The sequence below is a fragment of the Novosphingobium sp. THN1 genome (genome assembly GCF_003454795.1).
Taxonomy (GTDB): Bacteria; Pseudomonadota; Alphaproteobacteria; order Sphingomonadales; family Sphingomonadaceae; genus Novosphingobium.
Genome location: NZ_CP028347.1, coordinates 1,879,965 through 1,900,253, shown reverse-complemented (window position 1 = coordinate 1,900,253; position 20,289 = coordinate 1,879,965). Strand labels below are relative to the sequence as shown.

Below are 20,289 nucleotides of genomic sequence, written 5' to 3'. Positions count from 1 at the left end.
CAGCGTCTAAAGATGGGCACTCAAATCATTGGGAAATTCCGGTGTGGACGCGCTGATACATCACCCCAGCGACATTTCTGCCGACCATTGTTTATCGAATGTCGTGGCGTTAACAGCTTGGTGACAGGCTACGACTGACGTGTGGCTGCCTTGGCGGAACTGGTTTCGCTACCGACCTGAAGATCAGCAGTAGAGCTAAGGACGTCGAAATCGACCGGTCATTTCGATCTAGTCCTTTTTCGGTGCGATCACGTAGTGTCGGCCATTTGCCTCGGCTCGATAAATCACAAGCTCAGCCAGACCATCATCAGGAGCTGAAAACGAAAGCCATACTGGCTCACCGGGACGGATACTGGAGAAATCTGGCGAATTGCGTATTTGTGTCAGCATCTCTTCAGGCAACGGCGAGATTTGAAGGTCGGTCACGGGAAGGACCCGCTCTAAAAATGGGAGCACATCGTACTGAGCCTGAAGTCGGCCGAGAACACTGGTGAGTTCGGCTTCCAGTATCCTGCTCATCATCACCTCATTGACCGGAGGCGCACATGGTCAGCCATTCCCGAATGTCCTCCGCAATATGACTTGCACCGAGCTTATTCAATTCGCATTCCCAGATTACGCGGGTTCGCCATCCGGAAGCTCCGAGGTCGTCTAGATTGCGCTGATCCCGATTGACGTTTGCGGCAAATTTCTGGTTCCAAAACTCAGGCCGTGTCCGAGGGACGGTGGCGTATCGGCAACCTTTGTGGCGATGCCAGAAACAGCCATGCACCAAAATCACAGCCTTCCAGCGAGGAAGGACGATATCGGGACGCCCAGGCATGCCCTTCGCGTGAAGTCGGAACCGTAGTCCTAAAGCGTGCATGGCTTTTCGCAGCGCTATTTCAGGCTTCGTGTTGGCGCCCTTGATGCCCGCCATCATCCGGGAACGGGTGGCTTGATCAACAACATCAGCCATCAATTTGCCCCCTGGCGCGCGGATGATTGCCTGGTATCAGTGCCATTCAACGGAGAATGTCGACTGTATGGCTGCCAAATTCAAGGTTGTTGATCTTTTTGCAGGCCCGGGCGGTCTTGCGGAAGGCTTTTCCTCGATCAGAGGCGACGATGATCAGAGGGTGTTCGATATCACGCTGTCGGTCGAGAAAGAGGTTGCCGCACACCGCACGCTTCGCCTCAGAAGCTTTGTTCGGCAATTCGATAAGCCACCAGCTTTATATTACGATTACCTAAACGGCGAGACCAGCTTTGCGTCGTTGACTTCAGCTTATCCGCAGCAATGGAACGCGGCCATTGATGAAGCCCGAATGCTGGAACTTGGCATGCCTGAGGCACAGCAGGAATTGGATCCCGTCCTTGATCGGCTGCGCCAAGAAGCAACCCCCACCGTCTTGATCGGTGGTCCTCCATGTCAGGCTTATTCGTTGGTGGGTCGAGCGAGGAACAAGGGGATCAGCGGTTACGATCCGACCAAAGACCAACGGCATTTCCTCTATCGGGAATACATTCGCATCATCGAGCGACTACAGCCTGCTGCATTCGTGATGGAAAACGTCAAAGGCATACTGTCCTCGAAGGTCGGAAAGGATCCGATTTTCAAGCGAATCCTCGCAGATCTCGAAGCCGCCGGCGGGACACCGGACAGTTATGTGCTCCTGCCAGTAGTGCGCAGCGATGAATCCGGACCGAATCGGTTCATCGTGCGATGCGAGGAATTCGGGGTTCCTCAGTGTCGCCACCGGGTGATCATCCTCGGAGTGCGAAGTGATCTTGCACGCCTTATGCCCGACTGCGTGAAGGACGGCCTGCTTGAGCGCCGGGGTCATAAGACTACCGTGGAGGCAACCATCAAAGGACTGGCTGCGCTCCGGAGCGGCTTGAGCAAGGAGCCTGACGGATCGGTCGAATGGCAGCGCGCGGCAGGTGCTGCGATGGAGGTCGCGGCAGATGCCTGCGCTGCGAAGGAACTCCAAGAGGTCAGGCGTCTATTGCTCGACTCAGCCGCTGAAGTGACAGGCTGCCAGCAGCCATACGAACGCCAAAGCCGATCCTTATCCACTCCGAGAGATAACGAGCTTGCCGATTGGCTGGTTGATCCAGAACTGAGATCCCTGCCCAACCATGAAACCCGAGGGCATATGCGGGCGGACCTTTCGCGCTACGCCTTTGCGGCAGCATTCGCGCACGTGTTCGAGCGATCGCCCAAGGCTAACGAGTTCCCGGAACTGCTCGCGCCGAATCACGACAATTGGAAGAGTGGCAAGTTCGCTGACAGGTTCCGCGTTCAGCTTTGGGGGCGGCCGTCCACCACCGTCACTAGCCACATCTCGAAGGACGGGCACTACTTCATTCACCCGGACCTGAGCCAGTGCCGTAGCCTGACTGTGCGCGAAGCCGCGCGATTGCAGACCTTTCCTGACAACTATTTGTTTGAAGGTAACCGGACGCAGCAGTTTGTTCAGGTTGGCAACGCGGTGCCCCCATTAATGGCAAAACAGATCGCAAAAGGCCTGGCCGAATTCCTCTCGCCCCTTGTGGAGCAAGCGGCAGTCGAACTGGAAACCTGCTGACTTAAGCGTCTTCGCTCTCCTTTTCCCAGCTGGATGGTCCTGCGTTGAACTGATCGAGACGACCAAACAGGTGCTTAAGTGCATTGCGCTCTGGCTGGGTCAAACTGATCTTGCCTCTTCGTAGCTTGCCGAAGGCTCTGGAAGAGAGCGGCGACAGCATCGAACGGCGCTTCGCGGCCAGTTCAACTTCCGGCATGCGGTGCAGGTTTTCGACGACCAAGCGATCGAACTCGATCTCGAGATCGATCGCCCCTTCGGCCCTCGATTCCCGAACCCGAGCCCTCGCTTCATAGAAATCTACCGTTGCTCGGCTGATGGCCGGTTCGATCTCGAAACGGCTTTTGCTGATGCGCGCCCAGCAGGTCGGATTTTTCGCGAACTCGGTCACGTTGCCATGCGCTCCGCCAAGTTCCTTGAGTTTTGCAGCAACCTGCGGGGCGAGCAATTCCAGACATGCTTTCAACTCATCCTGGGGCTCTTGGAGAGCCCAGATGCGATCGAAATCCAACTGGCGATTTTCGGCCTTAAGGTGCTGGACCAGCCAAGCGATAGTATAGGTTATGATCGCCGCCTTCAGGCTTCGGTAGTCAGGATACCAGGCAGCGCGACCGACCGTCTTGTCCAGCCAGCGGAACACGATGGTCTTGCAGACGAGATCCTTGAAGAAGGTATCGTTGAAGGTCGCCCTCGAGTTGTCCCATTTGGAATCGATCTGATCCGCGAAGGCGACGAAGCACTTCTGCGCGCCCTTGCTTACGATGTGGGGCATCGCCTCGAACGTCAGGTAGTACTTCGACGCATCGGTCTTCTGGACGACCTGATGCTTGGGGTAGAGCGCCTCGAAGCGCTTGCGCTCCGTCACCGATCGCCCGGGGCCATCATTCTTGTACTGCCCTCTGGTTCGTTCGTAATACCAACGGGTTGAAGCGAGTTCACCAGCTAATCGAGGAGCGTCGAGACGACGGGAGATTTTCTGCATCTCCTGGTGGAACTCGTGGTTGGAGAAGAAGTCAGCCTCGCTGACCTTGTTCTGGGTGTTCGCATATCTGGAGATCAGGGGCACGATCTTGCCCACCTTCTCCGCATCGATCACCGACAGCTTCATCTGCACGAATATGCTTCCTAGGTCAGCTTCGCCGCGATCGCTGGCATACAACAGCGTCGCGGTCGTCTGCCCGCCGTTCACGATCTGCAGGTTCTTGATCTTCGAGATGCCGGCAATGCCATTCTCGTCAAAGTCGAGCTCGAGATCACTTGCAGTGGCCGTGATGCCGTTGTTGTAGGCGAAGAACATTTCGGGCGCTTCGACCGCGGTCTGAATGATACCCTTGTTGGTCTTTGTCTTGGCTTGGAGGAACGTCCGCACGTTCTGCTCCATTAGCCGAGAGCCATACAGTCCATATGCCCGAGCCAGCAGCTTGGCGGGCATCACTATCAGATAGGACTTGCAGTCTGCATTGCCATCGTGCGCCTCCAGACACGGCAACGGGCACCCGTTCAGCTCCTTGACGTCGAGCTCAATTGGCTCGGTTCCCCCTGCGAGTTGATGAAGGCAATATATCGTGGGAAATCGAAGACGTTGCAGGTAGCTTGGGCACCGATGATCTCGGCACTCTCGAGCGTCTTCTTGATGGTGGCGAGACGGGCATTGCTGAAGATCACGCATCTGATTCGCGAGATCGAGTGGCGCGCCTGAAGGATCAGCTGAGCCAGCTCGAAAGCGGGACTTGTCTCTTCCAGAGACGAAACGAACTCCTCATCAATCGCCAGCTCACAGAATCGGGTGGCTCTGCTCAGAAGCTGATTTACGCGATCGACATTGATCTTCTCGAGTTCGAGTTCGGGATGGTAATCGCAGACTGCCAGATGCAGTTCGCCCCGGTCGGCGTCCCACGCGTAGCCATCAACCTGATAGGGCCGGCTTCCTTCACGGCTCGCCGGTGTGTAGTTCAGGTCCGCGATGTCGCCATTTTCGGCCGCGGCATCGGCGAACATTCGGAAGAACACCGCATGTTGGGGATCGCCGCTGAAACTTGCCTCCCGGAGGAGATCCTCGTGAAACTCGCCGTAGGCCTCCGGCAGATCGACCTCAGTGCTCATGGAAGACCTCGGACTTTAGCCATCCATCGTTCCGCTCGAAAGCGGAGCATGCCGAAGGCAGGATGGCGTAGGAGACTTTCTGCACCCCGGCCGGCAAGGCAGCGGGAACAAGCCGGGGAAAAGCGTCAGCCACTTCGAAAGGCCTGCTGCGAACAAGCAGCCATGCTTCGGCCTCGTATTCGGCTCGCGCCTCATATCCCGCGGCAATCATGCCAGCTTCGAATATGTCGATTGAAGCCGGAGCGCTTTCAAGCAATCGGGTTCGGATCTCGGCGACAAGACCGTTCAGGGTGACCGCGCCTGACTCGGATCGAGTGCCTGCAGCCAGCGTCTGGTGAACAAGCACAATTGGGCCGGACGAGGTGTCCAACTGGGCTTCCGAGCTGATCTTCAGGAGCTGATCTGCGGTCGATAGCTGGGTCTTTATCTCGACGATCCAGCCGCCGATCGCGAAGTCCTGTTCTTCTCGGAGAGGACCGCGCCAAGACGCAATTGCTTCGGCCGGTCCGACATTTTCCATGACGCGATTGCGAAGGAACAGAAGCTCGCCGACGAGACCGATAATCGCTTGGCGAGAAAGCAGTTGGTCCCTTCGCTTCCGAAGCAGATTCTGCCACCGCTCGATGCGACTGATGGTACGGAGTGCTCCCTCCGCATTTGCTCCGGAGCCAAGACTCTTCGTTGCCTCGAGAATGTCGGCGGCCAAGGCCCGGAAGATCGAAAGCTGCTCAGCATCAACCAATTCGATTAGCAGTTCATCTGGGCGCTCAGCGAACTTTTCTGCACGAATGACGAGGCCAGCCAAGGTTGGAGGCCTTTCGATTGCGGGGAGTTCGTCAGCCTTGAGAATGAGAAGGTAGTGGCCTTTTGCGTCACGCGCGCGAAAGAAATCCAGCGGGTGCGACGCATCGGCCCGCCGCTCGATGCGGGTGCCACTCGATGCTCCGGTTGGAATGCCGGACCAAGCGTCCTGGGAATCATTCATCGAGGAGAGCCTCATCGTCTTCTGGTTCGGAAGCCATGGCTTCGAGTTGCCGGCGGTAAACGGAGTTCACCTCGTAGGACTTCGGCACCGCCTGGATCGAGGACTTCGGCATCTGGAAGCTCAGCGACGCGATCGGAACGTCGGCCAGCTCCAGATCCTTGACGGGCTTGTGCACCTTGAAGAGATGCACCATCAGCAGTGGTCGGTCCCTGACATGGCAAAAGGCTCTGTCGCCCTTGAATTGACCGTCTGCGCGAAGCTGGACTGCTTCATCGCGCCGGGACTGCTGCAAGAGCATCGGTGGATCCTCGTTCGGGTCACTGATCCTATTCTTGTCACCCATGGGCTTGAAGGTTGCACCACCTGGCATTGGTTTGACCAGGCCCTTGTTTCGGCCACGCAAAGGTAAGGCAGCCATATCCTCTGCCGTTTTCGGGCCTGCAGCATCTGGATCTCGGCCGGCGTTCAACGGGATCACGACGTCCCAGAGCCGCAATTCGTCACTCAGACGGTCGCTCACATAGTCACTGAAGAGAGAGTTCTTTCCATCGATCAGCCCGAGGGATGGTTGAGCCGAATGGAACTGGAACTTCCTGAGAAGCTCGAAGACCTGTTTGCCGCTAATCCCGGTCCAGGTGAGGTGCTTGCTAATATCCTTGTTCAATGCCTTATCGCCCGCAGGACCCGGTCTTTGCGGATCTCCGAGCCCGACCATGAATCTGCCTACCTCGGCAAGGTTGGCCGAATTGATGGCTTTGTCGTTATGTAGTGCATAGCCCTCCACATGCTTCTCGCTGAACGACTGCACGAGCTGCAGGGTTCGAGCATTACGCATCTTGTTGGCGGCCGTAATGAGAATGCCGGTATCGCTTCGTCGAACCTTCAGACCGAACTGCTCCGGGGTTTCGTTGCGCAGTTCCATTCGCTTCAGCTCGCCGCGGAGCTCCTCGACCGCATCCTCGATATACTCGTAGTGATCGACGGAAGTCTGGCAGATGTAGAGCCTGCAGATGTCCTCATAATTTCGGCGATACCCAAACCAGCGCGCCATCTGCATCAGAGTGTCTGATGCTGCAGAATTCCTCAGAATATAGCTTACGGTGAGGCCTTCGAGGGTCAGGCCACGTGAGAGGGCCAAGCCACCGATCGCGATGACGTGCAAACCTCGGGTCTTGTTGGCTTCGTAGTCGAGAACGCCGCCACGCATATTGACAGTGCGGACTACAATGGTTCTGGAGGCTTCGTTCAGGGCTTTCTGCACTTCGTCGAAGCTGAATTCACAGGCCGAGAACTCCTTGTCGAAGCTCACTTTCAAGGCTGCCATATCGGGGTCGCGCAGCCCGGCTGCACCAAGCCCGGCGTTGACCTTGATCGCATCGTCGAGCTGTTTCTGGTAGGTGTAGGTTAGGCCGTGAACATAATCCTGGATATCGTTGAAGCGGCTGACGTTAATCATCATCGAGCAATGCTTTGCCCCGTCGCCTCTCAAAACCCTGATTGCGCGGGCGAGAACGAACACCCTGATCGCCTCCAGAAGCGAAGCTGGCAGCTCCAGTATGTCCCTGTCCCGCTTGTGCGATAGAGGAATGATGTCTTCGTAATCGTCGAGGATCCGCAGCATCGGCGGTCGAAGATCGCCTTCGGGCGAGAAAACCCTCGTGGCCCCACATAGTTTGTTGGAGCATCCAGCGCCTTGATGAAATGCTTCGGGAACAAGTCGTCCCCGCGCATGTCATCTTCAGTGTCCGGGTCGATGAAGATGTTGGCGAAAGGCGTTGCCGTGTAGCCGACATACGACGACCGGTTGAACTGCTTCAGGATCTTGCGAATGACCTCATTGATCGCCGTAGATTTGCGGGGATCCTTGTGGGTGTTGACCGATGCATTGTCGGCCTCATCATCGATCAGAAGCAGCGGGTAATCGATCTTTTCTCCGTGCCCCTGAGGGGTGATCCATTCAAGCAGGTTCTCGAGAATACCCTTATTCTTCTTCACGACGAAGATGATCGGGTCTTTCAGGTTGGCCAGTGAGACGCCGAACTGGTTGGCCGATGTGCGATTGAAGTCCGCGTCGCGAGTAGTTCCGAACGCCGGGTAAATCCTCTGACCATCGCAGAAGGTCATAATCGGCATGAGTTCCGGCTTTAACTGGCCGAAGAGAGACTTCTTTCCGATAAACGTCTCATCGAGGCGCTCTTGCGTCTGCATTCGCAGCGAATTGGTGAGCCCCGCAAGCAGAATGATGATCTTGTAGCCGGCGTCGGCCGCCTTACAGATCAGGGATGCGTAGTTGGTCGTCTTTCCTGACTGGACGTGCCCCATCACCATCCCTCGCCGGCTCCAAGCGCCAACGTCCTCGGGATTGCCGCAATAATCTAGAACTTCATTGGTGACCTGGTCCAGCTGAGCTACGACGTTTGGAGGGAGTATGCCATCTTCGACATAGTACCGGCGCAGCCTGGTCCAGTAGTAGAAATCGATGTCGGGCATGCGGTCCTGCAGCCAAGGCTCGTAGTCGCTCTTAATCGTGTGGCCGGCATCCTGGCGGACGGAAAAATCGAACTCCAGCTGACGCCGGACAGCGCTCAACTGCTCCCTGGATAGCCCGAACGGGTCTCGTTGAAGGACCTGATCGATGGCCTCGGGTGGGATGGAGGCGAGGCGACTTAGATCTGCAGAAAAGTCCTTGCGGATCTTGGCTGCGAAATAGCCGATCTCGGCTTTGAGATCGTCCATCAACACCACCCCTTCTGCGTAAGATATTCCTCGACCATCGGCCAGTTCGCGCTGAACGGCTCGGTCCGCTTCAACTTCTTGATCATTTCCTGCATGTCGCCATCGCAATCTAGGAGCATCTCTGGCGTTGCAGCGTCGAGCAAGCGCTTCATGTCGCTACGACTGGCGGGGGTTTGCCCGATCGAGTCCGATCGCGTGGTGGCGTCCTCCACAAACGCAGAAACCGGGAAGTTGCTTTCAATGAGCTGGAGTGCGGCTTTTGCAAGGTTGGAATCCTCGCTGCTCAGCAACCTTGCGATGATTGGGTGATCCCGATTGACCGAGTAGCTGATTTCGTTGTTCCGGGTGTACCTGGACCAGACTGCAACCTTGTGAGGATCCGAGATCTTTCCACCCTTAGAGCGATAGACCCTTGAGGATTGCCGCTTCAGTTTGTCCACGATCTGCTTGAGGCGGTTGCGCAATACCGTGGGCAGCTGCGCATCACTCTTGTCGACGGTTATCTTCCAGATGTCGTCGATGCTGTTCGGAATGTCGACAGCAATCCTCACGAGTTGAGATAGTTCGCCAAACTTCGCAAGCCGGAACCAAGTCCCATGAATGATCAAACGATCGTTCCGGTACACATAAAACCCCTGATTACGCAGAAATCCGTCCTCACCACCCAGCCGTTCGTGCTCGAACTCACCCAGTTTCGAGAAATGAGGCAAGATGTAAGGCCGAATTTGCACTTGATGCTGCCCGATGTGAAGGGTTTCCAGCTCTCGGGGTATCGTAGCATTGTGCGAGGTGTGAAAAGGATCGAAGGGTTCGAGCAGTCGACCGTTAATGGAAATCTGAAGCTTTGCCTTGCCCGGCCGCCCTTCCAGAAAGCGATGGAAGATCAAGGACAGCCGCTCAGTTGCGTGGGCTATCTGATCATTGAACGCGATCGTGCTCAATGATCCGCTTTCCGACAGCCGATCACACTTGCTCCATATAACCTCTGTGCCCGAACCGGCGGGTAGCTTAGTGCTTGCCAACTCCTCGATATCCGCAGGAGAGAGCAATCCCATCGCCCAACCATCAATGCTGTCCAAGTCCCATTCAGCACCGTGGACCTGCATTTTTTGGCGGCTGATGACAGTAAGGCGTCTGCACTGCGAAAAAGATGCGGACTTCATACCCCAGCCAAAACGCCCAAGGTCATCAGGGGAGCGCTCAGCGAGTGGATTTGTGGACGCGGGACGCATCGCGAGGATCAACTCAGCCTTCGACATACCCTCCCCGTCATCAACGATGCTGACAGTAGGCTCGCCATCGTTGAAATCACACCGGATCCAGATCTTGCGCGCCTTGGCCTTGATGCTGTTGTCGATCAGATCAGCCAGAGCCCCCGCCAAATCATAGTTTCCAAAACTTCGGGCTGACATCATCAGGGAAGTGGCATCAGGAGGATTAGGAAAATATTCCAATGTTTTTGCCCTTGAGAAACAAGCCTTCTATCCAGCGAACTTCAAGAAGCTCAACTATAAACTCCGCCAAATTGCCATGTCGCTTTGTGGACGCTCAACCTTAAAGCGCAAACCGGTGCTCAGGAATGACGTCCAGGAGGTAGAAAGCTCTTCGTGGATCAGTTTCGCTGCCATGAAAATCGGTGGCCTCACGTCGTCCCATTTCAAGAAGAAACCTCTCGGCCTGCCCCCGCGCCTTGCGAGCAGCCGAAATGTCTCGAGAGTTCTTGGAAGGGAGAAACGTCTCGCGGTACATGATGAGCAACTCGTCCGGACGGCTCGCAGAGCCACGCGCGCCGTTGGAACTCGTCCAGGCAGGGAGACCGCCAAACAGGTTGGCCGGATCAGGCTTCTTCTTTTCGACCAAGTCGCGGATGATTTGTGGCAACTCTTTTTCTGCCTGCACGTATCGCAAGATCGCTACGTTCGCGGCCGCAAGTCGGGAAAGGCCGTAATGCTCGAAAGCCCACTGCTTGGGGTCTGAATTGCTCGAGCGCGGCGATCTTGCGCGCGCAAGCGTTCTGCTCGGGCTGCGGAGGGCCAAGGCTATCTCACACATCAGCTCGTGGATGTCACCGGCGGTGAAGTCTGCCTTGATACCGCGCAGTTGCTTCGCAACTCTGCGCAAGTCCGCGTCGCCCGCTTTGGTGAGATCCTCATGCTGCGCCTTTACAGGCTTCGGAGGAAGTGGACCGGTCGTCCAGTCATGCCCACGGAAATAGAGGCCAAGGACATATGCCAGCAACTCTCGGTTCGTTCGCATTACGTTGAGGATCGACTCAGGTGTCGCCTTCTTGAGATTTGAAGCCAGCACGCCAAACGTCACAGCCTGAGCCTGGCGGGCGATCACCATCTGAAGATCGTGACTGCACCAGATCAAAGATTGCACGACTACCGCTCGTTCAAGCTGGTCGGCAAAGATCGGGTTCTTGGGGCTTTGCAGCTGGATTTCCCCGATAATCCTGCGGAATCGGCCACCCACCAGCGCCTTGTAGATGAGTTCGTTTTTCTCCCGGATTCTCAGCAGAAGAGTCACGTGGTCGTCGAGGGTGATGGGCCGGGCCGAGAATTGAGGCCAGCCAGCCGCGACCAGCTCCAGCTTGCTCTCGTCAAAAGGAGACACGATCAGCCTGGCAAGGAACGCGGTTAGATCTTCGCGAGATTCTGGTATGAGTTCCGGAGGAGGCAATACCTCCTTTGCGTCACACAAGGCAGGTGGAAGTTTGGTCAAGTCGACCTGAAAAGGTGAGAAGATCCGGCTACCATAGTCGTTCTCGACGATGCCACCGCTATACGTTGCAGCCCACATCTGATCGATAACATCACTGAGAGAGCGACGTTTGAGAACTTCAGTCAGTATGGTCCGAGGGTCGTGCTTGTTCGGCACCGGCGCTGTGGGGGGCTGCTGTCTCTTCGCAGCATTCTTGCGGATGAGGGTCTCTTTCGACCCAAGATGTAGGACTTTCAAAGGGACGCCATTGCCTGTTCCACCCGCAGTATCAGTCGCGTGGGGCTCACCTATAGCCACACGCCAATTTCTGCTGTGATTACATAAGCTTCGAATCCTACCGAACCCTTACTGAAGCGCCTCGAGGCGCCCCGGTAAAGGCTCGTATTTGGCTTGAAGCGCTTGGCGGGCAGCAATGGCCTGACCGATTGTCAGGTTTGAGCCGTTGGCTTCAGGCACTCAGATGAGAAGCGAAAGGTTACGCAGAACGACCCTTATCACCCCAATCACAGCAACCTCATGGCGGCGTCTGCAAGTGCTTGCCAGCGCAAGCGGCTTTCCTCCCAACGATTGCGAATTTCGCGCGATGTCAGATAGGCTTCAAACCCCACCAAACACTTGCTGCGAATTGCATCAAGCACCGCGAGGCTCTCAGTCAGTTCTTGTTCGATGGCCTGCAATTCAAGCCACGCCTGGTCGAGTTTACCAATCTCGTTGTTCATTTCGCACACACTCCAGAGAGAACCAGAATTTTGGGTCGCCGCCCTTGCTCAGAATCCAGTCGTGCGCCTCGCCGCGGTTCATCCCGCTGGGCGCGCAATATCCGGCCATGCGCTCGAGCCGACCCATCAGAGCCTGCTGACCGACCGTGATCTCGCGACGGCGCCACTGCTCATTCATCGCCGCCTTCCCTGACCCCAGGAAATCGATGACTTCCCGGTGGTAAAGCCTGGCGAGGCTCGACCACTGCAACCGGAGACCGAGCGCCCGGCAGCTTTCGAAGCGCTCAGGATCCGCGAATATCCAGCTGATCATCTGCGAAAGCGTCCCGCCGAACGGCTCCGCCCTGAGCAGTAGCGTGATGAAGTTGTCCGGGTCAGCAAAAAGGCCGATCAGCGCAGCTTCGTCGAAGTCGTCCATGGACAACAACACCAGCGCGCTGCCGAGCGCATATTTGCGCGCATCGCCCTTGCCATTGCGCCGGAATGGGCGAGCTTGCTCATCTCGCATGATATCTCGGGCACTCTGCTTCGCGACCTGCAGCTTGCGAAACAGCTGCTCCTCAAAGCAGTCCAGACCACCAATGATCTCGGCAAGACTGCGTGCTGGTTCCTGATCGTCTTCGTTTTTCATGAAGCCGAGGTAGGCTGGGCAGCTGGATCTCGCTGCACATTACCCCCTCAAAAAACAAACGCGCTTTGCCGGTTTTGCCGGGGTGAATTGCAGCGAGAGAGAGCAGCAGAGCCGACAAGAAGGGCAGAAAAGGGGGTGGTGCGCGACAAAGTGTTTTTCTGCCTGAGGCGAAAACACAACCGCGCTGCCCACCCCCCTTCAAGGTTCCGAAGGCTACAGATGCTGGTGAAATACGGTGCATTGAGGAAAGGCGATCCGGGCGTTGCCGGAGTCATGTCCGCTGCGCGCAGTGCCAAGAATCTGCAATCGCGCAGACGCCGCGAGGAAGCCGAAGAAAGCAAGGACGAGTCAGCTCGCCGTCGCCGGAAGACGATAAGCGACCGCGAGGCGGCGGCCGCATTGCTCCACAAGGTGCGGATCCAGGTGCCTCAAAAGTCACGGCCAATGCGAAAGGGTACGCCGCGAAAGCTTACCAATCGCTCTGCGGCAAAGCTGCCGCCCGGCGGCTTTGGCGAGAGCTCATCGAGAGGCCCTGATAGTTTTCACAGCATCCATTTTGATTTCACCGCACGCTCGTTCACCTCTCGTGGACGAAGGTGGAAAACCCGCGAGGCAGAGCGCTCTGCGCTCTACATCCTGCGCGAGGAGGGCCTCGAAGCGCCGTCGTCGTGGATCTCGAACATCTCGGCCGATCGCAACGAGATCTCGAGCTTCTTCAGAACGGTCGAGCTGCTCGAGCGCCACGATAGGAAGAATGCCACGGTCTACGTGAGCGAAGTCATCGCGCTGCCGGCGGAGTTGACTATGGCCGGCAGGCTGGAAGCGGTAAATGCCATTTGCCGGACGCTGCAGCAGCGCGATATCATGTTCGTGGCAGCGCTGCACAAGCCGGACCCATCGGGTGACCAGCGCAACTTCCACGTCCATGTCATGTATTCGACGCGGCCGGCTACCAGACACGACGCATACGACTGGTCCTTCTGCGCATCAAAGGACCTGTCGATCAACTGCCCCGTCGGAATCCGGGCGCGCCGTGATCACGTTGTGCAGTGTCTGAACGAGCAGCTGGCACGAGATCACATCGACAAGCGCTACACTGCGCTGAGCCATCGTGCGCGCCATATTGCCGGACCCGTTCAACCGAAAGTCGGTCAAGCCCGGACCTGGGCTGTACGGAGGATGGCTGGCGTCGAGATGCAGTGCGAGCGACTTTCCAATCTCTTGGAAAAGACACAGCACGCTCGCCAGTTTCTTGTCAGCGCGAACGCCAGGCTCCGGACAGTCAGCCAGCTGATCAAGCGCAAGATCGCGACGACCCAGTTGGACATGCTTTCGATGGAGCATGTTCCAGCAGAACTTGATCTTGTGAAGGCATCCCTTGCGACATCGCTGGCAAGGAGGACCGCATGCGCTGACGCCTTGGCAGGCCAGCATCGTCGAGAGTTGGATCAGGTCGCGCAAGCCATCCGCGATCAGCTTGTGGCGATCAGCCCGGCGAAATCCGAGCAGCAGTTGAGCGAGCATGCTGCGGGCATCCGCTCGCAAATCTCTTCAAGAGCCCTCGCCGCCTTGAATGCCGAAAGGAGGCTCAGCAGCCAGATGGCCAATGTCGGCCGCGAACTCGAGCAGGACTTGCTAGCGCGTCGTGATGATCCAGCTCCGGCGCTTCGAAAAGATGATCTTCGAGCCGGGATGCAGGCTCGGTTGGCAGAGGCTGCGCTGAACGCCGACATGACACTGGTCACGACGAAGGAGATCCTGCGCAGGACTGCTGAGGCAATCGCTGTCCAGATAAGAGGATCAGACAGGTCCCTGGGCGAGATTCATGCTGGGACCGGGGATACGCGGCAAGAGATCGAAACCACTTTGCGCAGGCGCGCGATTGAAATCGATTCGGCCATGTCGAGCAACAGTGCAAGGATGTCCGAGATCACCGCCGACATTCAGACGCCGCCCCGCAGGCAGGAATCGCACGCGCGCGAATTGAATGGCCCTGCACCGACGGAAGACCAGTCAACCGAACAGGAGGAGACAGCGCCTGCAAGTGTGCCGCCCTTGCCTGCCTTGGACCATCAGGCCGAAGTCAGCCGCATTGAGCGTGAGAACCTCGACAATCAAGCCTTGCTCAAGAAGCAGAAGGTCAATGCCGTAAGCGCGTCGGCGCTGCCCGATGAGCATACCGAAGCTCCCTCTGAAGCTCTCGCTCCCACGTCAGCAGGGCCGACAAATTTGAACTCATCTGCCGACAGCTTGCTGCCGTCTCAGGCCACCATTGTCGCTGGCCCAGCACCGGCAGAAAATCGCACATCCAACGACCAACGAGGAATGGAGAATACCTATGTCAGTGAATACGACCACTACGACGAACTCGACCGGGATTATGAATACGAAGGCTGGGATAACCAGTTTGCTCGAAGCCTCAACTCGCCCAATTTGTGCAGACTGCAAGCACAGCTTCTGGTTGGTGGATCGGCAAGCCCCGAAAGCAATCTGCCGATATCTCAAGGTCGTGACCTTCGGGGAGGTGATGAACGTCGGGGCGTGCGCGAAGTTCGAGAAGGACGCGGACTGACGCTTGCCCAGCAGGTCGCCGATCTGGGGATTGGCGACCTGCGAGCCGGCAAGGAGGAGGACACCGACGGATCAAGCTCCCGGACGCCCCGGCCTGCAGTCCGGAGCGCCGCGAAAGGACCACTGTTGAACGATGGACCTATCATCGACCCACGCAACCATGGGCGTGGTCGATGAGGCGCCGCCTCTGGCGGCGATTACGGCAGATGGCCGCCCTGAGACGGCCCGTGAGGAGAAGGAGGAATCTCGAGGCTGTTGGTAAAAATGAAACTAGCCGGACAGCTCGCAGCCCGCCGTCCGCACAGGAAAAAACTTTGATAAACCTTCCAAATTTCAATGAACCGTCCCGCAGGCGAATCGACGAAGCCGGTGCCATGCTGATCGCAGAGCTCTCCGGTTGGTCCGTGGATCGCTGGCCCATCCTCCTGCCGACGAGGGCTTCCGGCTACTTTCATGCAGCCGATGCGGATCTGCTGTTAGTCCCATCCAGCACTGGCAGCCGGGAGGACTTCAGCATGGTATCCTCGGTAGTCCGCGAAACGCGTTGCGATGCGCTGATCGTGAGGCTCAGTGAGACAGCGCCGGCTCATGTCTTCTGCTGCGTTCAGATCTGGAAGCCAGGCGTCGTGAATTGGAGCATAGGCAAGCTGTGGCTCAGCGAGAGCGGCCAAGGATGGATCATTCCGGATCCTGCTGACACTGCCGAGGACGACAAGTTCTTCCGTTTGCAGCCCGGGCGGTTGCGCGCCTGTTCCACTCCGCCAGGCGAGGCCATTGCGAGCCCTGATGCAGGGTTCGCTCGTGCCGATCGTCTGTATGCCTCGCGGGCGGTGGCATGACCGAGCAATTCGAATGGATCAGCCCGGCCAAGGCCGCCAAGATGCTGAAGCATGATACGCAGAACAACACTGCGGACTTCAGCTTCGCCACACTTCCAAACCTCGAGAGGAAGGATGCGACAGCTGTCCTTGCGCGCGCGAAACTGCAGCCACGACGACCGGGGCCTGGCGACCAATGGCCTGCCCCCTTCTGGCCGGTTACAGCTGCCGCAGACAGGATGATCTTCGCCCCCAATGCTGCCGTGAAGGATATGTGCGTCGAAACTGTCCTTGCCGATTACGACGCCCACGTCCTCAAGTATCAAAGCGTGCTGGCTGTCGTTCTCACGATGCAGTTCGGTCACGACTGGCAGGTTGTCGACATGCTCTCCTTGACGACCATGTTCCTGACGCAGAAACTTGCGCTGGAAAGGCAATTGACTTCGTTGCTCGTCGTGCACAATCCGGCGGTCGCGCTCTCGGCGCAGCCGCCACATGCGCATTGCGTCGTGCTTGCGCGCAAGCATCGCGCGGCCGGGTGGTCCGAGGTGCATCCAGATCTTGTCGCAAAAGATGCCGGGTCGCGTCTTGCTCGCGAATGGCTCGAATTTCGGGAGAAGTGGGCGCCCTCTTACAGATACCTTTGATTTTGGCGCGGGGGCTTATCGCCCCCTCTTCTTACCACTCTCTGGTCTGTGCCTGCTTTTTACTGGGGTAAGTTGCAGCGAGACGAGTGTGCTTGCCTGATCCAGGCTTCATGAAAGCTTCAGCCCCTCGCAAGTCCATCATGCTGGCAAGCATAAGTCGAAAACAGGCCGTCAGCGCGGCCGAGTTTGATCTTGTTCGCGCTGGCCGGCTCGCCGACGTCGATGACGCTGAAGTGCGCCTTGCCTTCGAAATGTTCGCTGCGGATCTTGATGATCTTTTTGACGGATAAGGTCGGCGCAGCACCCTAATAGCAGCTCATCAGAACGATTTCTGGCGCATATCGAGTAAGTTTCAGCAAGATTGCTTCACAGGTCAGGAATGTTCGAAATGCAGTTGTCAGGGCCCTTGTTCGCTGCGACCCTCGAATGAAATTGGTGCAGAGTGAATGGCTTCGTCTGGGACTAAGCGGTCATTCCCTCTGGACGGGTCGAGTGGCCGGTTCATTCCCGAGACCTGACACTCCGCTAACGGCCTGCTGGGCAAAAACTGCCACCGTAACTGTCCAATACCGGAAGTTTCGGTTTCGGCTGATGGGCTTTTAACGATGACAGGTCGTGGCCCGCAGTCGAGCGCGTCCAACGCATAGCAATTCTGCCTTGCTCGCATCGACACAGTATGCAATCGATTGTATTCACGAGCAGGAAGCAGTTGGGAAAAGAGGCGGCAATGACCATTGGTCCCGGTTCGTTTTGCGCGGATCATGATCACGACGATTCCGCTTGGTGGCAATCGGCGGTCGGCTACCAAATATATCCGGCCAGCTTTGCCGACAGCAACGGCGACGGCATTGGCGACATTCCCGGGATCATCAGCAAGCTCGATCATCTCGCTGACTTGGGTATCGGCTTTATTTGGCTTTCGCCGGTCTATGCTTCCCCAATGGTCGATAATGGCTACGACATCTCCGATTATCGGGCGATAAACCCGATCTTTGGCACGATGGACGATATGGATCGCCTGATTGCCGAGGCGCGTGCGCGCAAGATTGGCATTGTCATGGATCTGGTGGTCAACCATACTTCGGATCAGCATCCGTGGTTCCGCGCTGCGCGAGCGGATCGGCATTCGCCCTACCGGGACTACTACATCTGGCGCGACCAGCCACCGGTCAAAGGTTCGGCCGCCGATATCGAGGCGTCGTTCGGTGGCCCGGCATGGAGCAGGGACGCCGAGAGCGGCGACTGGTATTTCCACCTCTTCGCCCCGCAGCAACCAGATCTCAACTGGACCAACCCGGCCCTGCGGGCCGAAATCCAAGCCATGATGAACTGGTGGCTCGACAAGGGTGTCGCCGGCTTCCGGATGGACGTGATCGATTTGATCGGCAAACAGCCCGAGGCGGGGATCGTTGCCGATGGCCCGGAGCTCCATCGCTACCTGCAGGAAATGCACGAAGCGACGCTCGCCGGGCGGAACGCGGTCACTGTCGGCGAAGCGTGGAGCGCTACTCCTGAAAACGCTCCGCTCTACAGCGCGCCTCAACGCCGCGAGGTTTCGATGGTGTTCCAGTTTGGCCATGTCACCCAGTTCTGGGACGACAAGCTGGGTAAGTGGAAACCAAAGCCTATCGACTGGCCCCAGCTGAAGGCGACGTTCGCCACCTGGCAAGCCGCGCTCCACGACAAAGGATGGAACTCGCTGTTCTGGGGCAACCATGACCTGCCGCGTGCAGTCTCGCGCTACGGCGATGAGGGCGAGCATCGCGTCGCATCGGCAAAGGCACTGGCGACAATCCTGCACCTGATGGAGGGCACCCCCTACATCTATCAGGGCGAAGAAATCGGCATGACCAACGCAGAGTTCAGCCGCATCGATCAGTACCGGGATGTTGAAACGCTGAACTTCCACCGCATCCAACTCACCGAAGGCGTGGACGAGTGGGCATTTCTGGCCGGTGCTCGTGCCAACAGCCGCGACAACGCGCGAACCCCGATGCAGTGGTCAGCCGAAAGCCACGCAGGGTTCACTAATGGCAACCCATGGATCTCCGTCAACGCGAACTATCCTGCGCTCAACGTGGAACAGGACCGCGCCGATCATGATGGCGTGTTCCAGCGCTATCGCCGCCTGATCGCGCTGCGGAAAGAACACGCGGTTATCCGCCACGGCGATTTCCGCTTGTTCCTGCCCGATCATCCAGCGCTAGTGGTCTATGAACGCAGCCTCGGCACTGACACGCTGCTGGTGATTGCCAACATGTCGCGCGAGACCATCGACCTGCCCCAGTCCGACATTCCTGCGGTACAGGGGTCAGACATCATGACCGGCCGACAGGTTTCGACCCACCCAGGCGCCAGGTTGGAAGCGTATGAGGCTTTTGCCATCTGGCTCTGAAGGCGGACAAGCGCATCCTGTCGAATACAGATTTTGCAAGGCTGAATTGGGCCACTGAATGACAGCATCGAACATACTCGGACGTTCCAATGACGAGAAGGCAATGTTCCATTCTGGTCGGCGGCTGCCTCTCCGGAGACTTAGAAGCGCGTGCCAATTGCCGCCTTAAAAAACGACGTTCAGCGGGCCGAAGCATGGGGTCGAGAGCGGTCGTTCATTCACGTTTGTAACCCTTCACTCGATTGACGTGATCCAAGCCCAGCTGTCATTCCGTTGAGCTTCTCGTTGGCAAAATAGCCAAGGGCGACACTTGGCGAATGTGACATCACTTGGCCCATCTTTTACACACGCGGCATGGTTTGCTCGTCATGCTGCGAGCCGTCTCGCTGAGCCCTCGCACGCAACTCCTCCAGAAGCACGCGAAACGCTGGCGAGAGATTGCGCCGATCGGGGTAGTACAGGTGATGGCCGGCAAAAGGCGGGCACCAGTCGGCAAGCAAGCGGACCAGTTGGCCAGACGCAAGATGCTCGTGCAGGTCGTCGTCTTCGATTACACAGGCCAGGCCGCGACCAGCCAGTGCTGCCTCGATCGCCAGAGTGCTATCGTTGACGATCAGAGCCCCCTCCACGCGCACGTTCAGAGTCTGCCCCGCCTTCTCGAATTCCCACGCATAGAGATTGCCGCGGGTCGCCATGCGCAAGTTGATGCAGCGGTGCGCAATCAGGTCACGTGGAGTTTTCGGCGGCGCATGCTTTGTGAGGTAGTCAGGTGAACCTACTACGGCCATGCGCAAGTCCGGGCCTATGCGCACTGCAATCATGTCCTTCTCCAGGCTCTCGCCCAGGCGCACACCCGCATCGAACCTGTCCGCCACGATGTTGGTCAGAGCACCGTCGATCGACAATTCGATCTGAATCTCGGGATAGCGGGCCAGCACTGCATCGACCGCAGGCCACAGGACCGTTTGGGCAGCATGACGGCTGGTGGTGATGCGCACAGTGCCGGAGGGGCGCTCACGTAGCTTGGCCAGCAAGGTGATCTGCTGCCGAATGTCGCTGAGTGCTGGCCGCAGGGTTGCAAGCAATTGCTCCCCGGCTTCGGTGGGGCTCACGCTGCGCGTTGTGCGCGCAAGCAACTTGATATCGAGATGAGCTTCCAGCCGGCGCACGGCATTGCTGATTGCCGATTGCGACGTTCCCAATCTCGCCGCCGCACGGGTGAAGCTGCGCTCCTCGGCGACGACCAGAAACGTCGACAGATCGCCCAGCTCATCGCGCATCATTTATCTCGTTTCGATATAGGTTCATGCAGAAAGACACGTCTAATCGGCAATAATCACTTGGTCTATGCTCCTCTCCAAGATGCAATGGCGCTGACGGCAAGCAGGGCAGA

Annotated in this window: 18 protein-coding genes; 6 read left to right on the top strand and 12 right to left on the bottom strand. The window is 57.6% G+C overall.

Annotated elements, in window-relative coordinates; translation table 11 throughout:
* Window positions 1-228: 228 nt before the first annotated feature.
* Together C7W88_RS22635 and C7W88_RS09490 are read right to left on the bottom strand one after the other, a co-directional pair.
* Window positions 229-519 carry a hypothetical protein gene (locus tag C7W88_RS22635; protein WP_156452212.1) on the bottom strand — a complete coding sequence of 97 codons (291 nt, stop codon included), beginning with the start codon at window positions 517-519 and terminating at the stop codon, window positions 229-231.
* Window positions 520-526: 7 nt separating this feature from the next.
* Window positions 527-958, bottom strand: coding sequence for a very short patch repair endonuclease (locus C7W88_RS09490; RefSeq protein WP_082734805.1), 432 nt, complete (start codon window positions 956-958; stop codon window positions 527-529).
* Between the two features lie 67 nt (window positions 959-1,025).
* Here C7W88_RS09490 and C7W88_RS09485 point away from each other — a divergent pair, with 67 nt between their 5' ends.
* The gene (locus tag C7W88_RS09485; protein WP_118074685.1) at window positions 1,026-2,570 is read left to right on the top strand and encodes a DNA cytosine methyltransferase; all 1,545 of its coding nucleotides are present in this window, start codon (window positions 1,026-1,028) and stop codon (window positions 2,568-2,570) included.
* A 1-nt stretch (window position 2,571) separates the two neighbouring features.
* Here the strand turns inward: C7W88_RS09485 and C7W88_RS09480 are convergent, their stop codons facing one another.
* The 9 genes from C7W88_RS09480 to C7W88_RS09450 form a co-directional block, all read right to left on the bottom strand.
* Window positions 2,572-3,999, bottom strand: coding sequence for an AIPR family protein (locus C7W88_RS09480; protein ID WP_162895977.1), 1,428 nt, complete (start codon window positions 3,997-3,999; stop codon window positions 2,572-2,574).
* A gap of 68 nt (window positions 4,000-4,067) precedes the next feature.
* The gene (locus C7W88_RS22630; protein WP_162895976.1) at window positions 4,068-4,670 is read right to left on the bottom strand and encodes a hypothetical protein; all 603 of its coding nucleotides are present in this window, start codon (window positions 4,668-4,670) and stop codon (window positions 4,068-4,070) included.
* Window positions 4,660-5,655 carry a PD-(D/E)XK motif protein gene (locus tag C7W88_RS09475; protein WP_062344192.1) on the bottom strand — a complete coding sequence of 332 codons (996 nt, stop codon included), beginning with the start codon at window positions 5,653-5,655 and terminating at the stop codon, window positions 4,660-4,662. Before C7W88_RS09475 ends, C7W88_RS22630 begins: the two co-directional genes overlap by 11 nt.
* Window positions 5,648-7,174, bottom strand: coding sequence for a Z1 domain-containing protein (locus tag C7W88_RS09470; RefSeq protein ID WP_240344925.1), 1,527 nt, complete (start codon window positions 7,172-7,174; stop codon window positions 5,648-5,650). The genes C7W88_RS09475 and C7W88_RS09470 overlap by 8 nt, the downstream gene beginning before the upstream one ends.
* Window positions 7,141-8,391 carry a hypothetical protein gene (locus C7W88_RS23670; RefSeq protein ID WP_240344509.1) on the bottom strand — a complete coding sequence of 417 codons (1,251 nt, stop codon included), beginning with the start codon at window positions 8,389-8,391 and terminating at the stop codon, window positions 7,141-7,143. The genes C7W88_RS09470 and C7W88_RS23670 overlap by 34 nt, the downstream gene beginning before the upstream one ends.
* Entirely contained in the window at window positions 8,391-9,845 is a 1,455-nt protein-coding gene (locus C7W88_RS09465; RefSeq protein WP_162895975.1) for an ATP-binding protein, read from the bottom strand. The genes C7W88_RS23670 and C7W88_RS09465 overlap by 1 nt, the downstream gene beginning before the upstream one ends.
* Before the next feature lie 100 nt (window positions 9,846-9,945).
* Window positions 9,946-11,193 carry a hypothetical protein gene (locus C7W88_RS09460; RefSeq protein ID WP_205525155.1) on the bottom strand — a complete coding sequence of 416 codons (1,248 nt, stop codon included), beginning with the start codon at window positions 11,191-11,193 and terminating at the stop codon, window positions 9,946-9,948.
* A gap of 425 nt (window positions 11,194-11,618) precedes the next feature.
* Window positions 11,619-11,834 carry a hypothetical protein gene (locus tag C7W88_RS09455; protein ID WP_118073345.1) on the bottom strand — a complete coding sequence of 72 codons (216 nt, stop codon included), beginning with the start codon at window positions 11,832-11,834 and terminating at the stop codon, window positions 11,619-11,621.
* Window positions 11,815-12,465 (bottom strand): hypothetical protein, encoded by a 651-nt coding sequence (locus C7W88_RS09450; RefSeq protein WP_062342981.1) that lies wholly within the window; start codon window positions 12,463-12,465, stop codon window positions 11,815-11,817. Before C7W88_RS09450 ends, C7W88_RS09455 begins: the two co-directional genes overlap by 20 nt.
* Window positions 12,466-12,684: 219 nt before the next feature.
* Between C7W88_RS09450 and C7W88_RS09445 the strand changes: the two genes are divergently transcribed.
* From C7W88_RS09445 to C7W88_RS09430, 5 genes are all read left to right on the top strand, one after another.
* Window positions 12,685-15,213, top strand: a complete 2,529-nt coding sequence (locus C7W88_RS09445; RefSeq protein ID WP_118073344.1) for a MobA/MobL family protein — start codon at window positions 12,685-12,687, stop codon at window positions 15,211-15,213.
* 197 nt (window positions 15,214-15,410) lie between these two features.
* Window positions 15,411-15,875: a hypothetical protein gene (locus C7W88_RS09440; RefSeq protein WP_062342985.1), complete on the top strand. Its 465-nt coding sequence runs from the start codon at window positions 15,411-15,413 to the stop codon at window positions 15,873-15,875.
* Window positions 15,872-16,501, top strand: a complete 630-nt coding sequence (locus C7W88_RS09435) for a hypothetical protein (RefSeq protein ID WP_062342987.1) — start codon at window positions 15,872-15,874, stop codon at window positions 16,499-16,501. The genes C7W88_RS09440 and C7W88_RS09435 overlap by 4 nt, the downstream gene beginning before the upstream one ends.
* Window positions 16,502-16,611: 110 nt before the next feature.
* Window positions 16,612-16,791, top strand: a complete 180-nt coding sequence (locus tag C7W88_RS22625) for a hypothetical protein (RefSeq protein WP_162895973.1) — start codon at window positions 16,612-16,614, stop codon at window positions 16,789-16,791.
* A gap of 437 nt (window positions 16,792-17,228) precedes the next feature.
* Complete coding sequence (locus C7W88_RS09430) at window positions 17,229-18,896, top strand: alpha-glucosidase (RefSeq protein ID WP_118073343.1); 1,668 nt, start codon at window positions 17,229-17,231, stop codon at window positions 18,894-18,896.
* Window positions 18,897-19,237: 341 nt separating this feature from the next.
* Here C7W88_RS09430 and C7W88_RS09425 read toward each other — a convergent pair whose 3' ends face one another.
* On the bottom strand, window positions 19,238-20,179 hold the full coding sequence (locus C7W88_RS09425) for a LysR family transcriptional regulator (protein WP_118073342.1): 942 nt from the start codon (window positions 20,177-20,179) through the stop codon (window positions 19,238-19,240).
* Window positions 20,180-20,289 lie beyond the last annotated feature (110 nt).

Excerpts from the sequence above, each read along its gene's own strand:
- C7W88_RS22635 (WP_156452212.1), bottom strand. The coding sequence starts at position 519 with ATGAGCAGGATACTGGAAGCCGAACTCACCAGTGTTCTCGGCCGACTT.
- C7W88_RS09490 (WP_082734805.1), bottom strand. The coding sequence starts at position 958 with ATGGCTGATGTTGTTGATCAAGCCACCCGTTCCCGGATGATGGCGGGC.
- C7W88_RS09485 (WP_118074685.1), top strand. The coding sequence starts at position 1,026 with ATGGCTGCCAAATTCAAGGTTGTTGATCTTTTTGCAGGCCCGGGCGGT.
- C7W88_RS09480 (WP_162895977.1), bottom strand. The coding sequence starts at position 3,999 with ATGCCCGCCAAGCTGCTGGCTCGGGCATATGGACTGTATGGCTCTCGG.
- C7W88_RS22630 (WP_162895976.1), bottom strand. The coding sequence starts at position 4,670 with ATGAGCACTGAGGTCGATCTGCCGGAGGCCTACGGCGAGTTTCACGAG.
- C7W88_RS09475 (WP_062344192.1), bottom strand. The coding sequence starts at position 5,655 with ATGAATGATTCCCAGGACGCTTGGTCCGGCATTCCAACCGGAGCATCG.
- C7W88_RS23670 (WP_240344509.1), bottom strand. The coding sequence starts at position 8,391 with ATGGACGATCTCAAAGCCGAGATCGGCTATTTCGCAGCCAAGATCCGC.
- C7W88_RS09460 (WP_205525155.1), bottom strand. The coding sequence starts at position 11,193 with ATGTGGGCTGCAACGTATAGCGGTGGCATCGTCGAGAACGACTATGGT.
- C7W88_RS09455 (WP_118073345.1), bottom strand. The coding sequence starts at position 11,834 with ATGAACAACGAGATTGGTAAACTCGACCAGGCGTGGCTTGAATTGCAG.
- C7W88_RS09450 (WP_062342981.1), bottom strand. The coding sequence starts at position 12,465 with ATGAAAAACGAAGACGATCAGGAACCAGCACGCAGTCTTGCCGAGATC.
- C7W88_RS09445 (WP_118073344.1), top strand. The coding sequence starts at position 12,685 with ATGCTGGTGAAATACGGTGCATTGAGGAAAGGCGATCCGGGCGTTGCC.
- C7W88_RS09440 (WP_062342985.1), top strand. The coding sequence starts at position 15,411 with ATGCTGATCGCAGAGCTCTCCGGTTGGTCCGTGGATCGCTGGCCCATC.
- C7W88_RS09435 (WP_062342987.1), top strand. The coding sequence starts at position 15,872 with ATGACCGAGCAATTCGAATGGATCAGCCCGGCCAAGGCCGCCAAGATG.
- C7W88_RS22625 (WP_162895973.1), top strand. The coding sequence starts at position 16,612 with ATGAAAGCTTCAGCCCCTCGCAAGTCCATCATGCTGGCAAGCATAAGT.
- C7W88_RS09430 (WP_118073343.1), top strand. The coding sequence starts at position 17,229 with ATGACCATTGGTCCCGGTTCGTTTTGCGCGGATCATGATCACGACGAT.
- C7W88_RS09425 (WP_118073342.1), bottom strand. The coding sequence starts at position 20,179 with ATGATGCGCGATGAGCTGGGCGATCTGTCGACGTTTCTGGTCGTCGCC.